Raw genomic sequence first — 2,058 nt, forward strand, 5'->3', positions numbered from 1 at the left:
GCGCGAACGTGACGCTCGTCGCTGTTCTTCGCCACGCCCGTACGGCAGCATGGTGCGCTGGGCCGGGACCGGCGTGCGGCGCCGGAGGGCCTGGTGGCCGGAAAGACCGAAGGGAAGGTTGTTGGTGACCTCAGCACCCGAACAGACCGACGTGCTCGCCGTGGCGCGGGAGCAGGTGCTCGAACGCGGAACCGGCCTGTCCGAGCCGCAGGTACTCGAGGTGCTGCGCCTTGGCGACGATCGGCTGTCCGAGCTGCTCGCCCTCGCCCACGAGGTGCGGATGCGCTGGTGCGGGCCGGAGGTGGAGGTCGAGGGCATCATCAGCCTCAAGACCGGCGGCTGCCCGGAGGACTGCCATTTCTGCTCGCAGTCGGGCCGGTTCCCTACCCCCGTCCGCTCCGCCTGGCTGGACATCCCGGGCCTGGTGAAGGCCGCACGGCAGACCGCGGAGACCGGGGCGACCGAGTTCTGCATCGTCGCCGCCGTCCGCGGCCCGGACGCGCGGCTGCTGTCGCAGGTGCGCGAGGGCATCAAGGCGATCCGCGAGGACGGCAACGACATCCAGATCGCCTGCTCGCTGGGCATGCTGACGCAGGAGCAGGTCGACGAACTCGTCGAGATGGGCGTGCACCGCTACAACCACAACCTCGAGACCGCGCGCTCCCATTTCCCGAACGTGGTGACCACGCACTCCTGGGAGGAGCGCTGGGAAACGCTGCGCAGGGTGCGGGACGCCGGGATGGAGGTCTGCTGCGGCGGGATCATCGGCATGGGGGAGAGCCAGGAGCAGCGTGCGGAGTTCGCCGTCCAGCTGGCGGAGCTGGACCCGCACGAGGTACCGATGAACTTCCTCATCCCGCAGCCCGGAACCCCCTACGAGAAGTACGAGGTGGTCGAGGGCAAGGACGCGCTGCGGGTGGTCGCGGCCTTCCGGCTGGCGATGCCCCGCACCATGCTGCGCTTCGCCGGCGGGCGTGAGCTGACGCTGGGTGACCTCGGCGCGGAGCAGGGCATGCTCGGCGGCATCAACGCGATCATCGTCGGCAACTACCTGACCAACCTCGGCCGCCCGGCGAGCCAGGACCTCCAGATGCTGGCGGAGCTGAAGATGCCGATCAAGGCGCTGAGCGAGTCGCTGTGAGTTCACCCCTTTCCGGCGCGCCGGCCTACTGCGTCCACTGTGGACTGGCGCTGGCCGGTGCGGACCACGCGGCCTGCCGCACTCCCCGCACCGCACTCGAACCGCCCCGGTTCTGCCCGCAGTGCGCCCGCCGGATGGTGGTCCAGGTGTCGCCGGTCAGCTGGACGGCACGATGCAGCCGACACGGTGCGTGCACGAGCGAGGGGACGGGATAGTCTCGCTGTGCCAGTTGGGCCGGCGAAAGGGACAGGGTGGCTGAGGGATCGGTGGAAGCGGGCGAGGGCCCGCGATCCCGGCGTGACGTCGCGGTCGGCCGGATGGTGTTCCGCCTGCCCCGGCCGCGTCCGAAGGTGATCGTCAAGGCGGATCTGCTCCCCGCGGTGAGCGTGCTCTCGCTCGCCGGACTGCTCGGTGTGCCGCTGGGCTGGCTGTGGTCCCGGCTGGCACCGGCCGAACGCGTCCGTGTCTACCCCGGCGGCCAGCTCGTCCCGCTGCAACTGGAGAGCTGGCACCGGTTCGACGATCTGGCGATCTTCGCGATGCTCGGGCTGGCGGCCGGTGTCGTCACGGGGGTCGCGGTGTGGCTGATGAGGTCCCGGCGCGGCCCCGTGGTGCTGACCGCCGCGGTGGGCGGGGCGCTGCTGGCCGCCTGGCTCGGCAGCGTGCTGGGCCTCGCGCTCGCCAACGGTCTGTACTCCGTGGCCACCGCGCCGAAGCTCGGCGACGTCATCGAGGTGGCTCCGCGGCTGGAGTCGGGGTGGGTGCTGGTGGCGCAGCCCCTGGCGACCGCACTGGTCTACGGCCTGCTCGCCGGCTGGAACGGCCGGGAGGACCTCGGCCGCCGTCTGGGCTGAACGCCCTTCACGGCCAACACTCACGCGACCCACTGCAGAAACTCAGTTCAGGCAGGCGCGGGA

The 2,058-nt window shown here is 71.1% G+C and carries 3 protein-coding genes; all 3 read left to right on the plus strand.

Annotated features, from left to right (window positions below; genetic code table 11):
- The first annotated feature begins 124 nt into the window (after positions 1 to 124).
- The 3 genes from bioB to FNH05_RS36580 all read left to right on the plus strand — a co-directional run bounded on the left by bioB (position 125) and on the right by FNH05_RS36580 (position 1,995).
- Positions 125 to 1,141, plus strand: a complete 1,017-nt coding sequence (gene bioB, locus FNH05_RS36570; protein ID WP_144593405.1) for a biotin synthase BioB — start codon at positions 125 to 127, stop codon at positions 1,139 to 1,141.
- Positions 1,138 to 1,356, plus strand: coding sequence for a biotin synthase auxiliary protein BsaP (bsaP, locus tag FNH05_RS39675; RefSeq protein ID WP_144593406.1), 219 nt, complete (start codon positions 1,138 to 1,140; stop codon positions 1,354 to 1,356). The genes bioB and bsaP overlap by 4 nt, the downstream gene beginning before the upstream one ends.
- 102 nt (positions 1,357 to 1,458) lie before the next feature.
- Complete coding sequence (locus tag FNH05_RS36580) at positions 1,459 to 1,995, plus strand: DUF2567 domain-containing protein (RefSeq protein ID WP_144593407.1); 537 nt, start codon at positions 1,459 to 1,461, stop codon at positions 1,993 to 1,995.
- Positions 1,996 to 2,058 lie beyond the last annotated feature (63 nt).

Origin of the sequence: Amycolatopsis rhizosphaerae (assembly GCF_007713715.1) — a bacterium.
Classification (GTDB): domain Bacteria; phylum Actinomycetota; class Actinomycetes; order Mycobacteriales; family Pseudonocardiaceae; genus Amycolatopsis_E; species Amycolatopsis_E rhizosphaerae.

Coding starts and splice junctions, on each gene's coding strand:
- FNH05_RS36580 (WP_144593407.1), top strand. CDS start 1,459: ATGGTGTTCCGCCTGCCCCGGCCGCGTCCGAAGGTGATCGTCAAGGCG.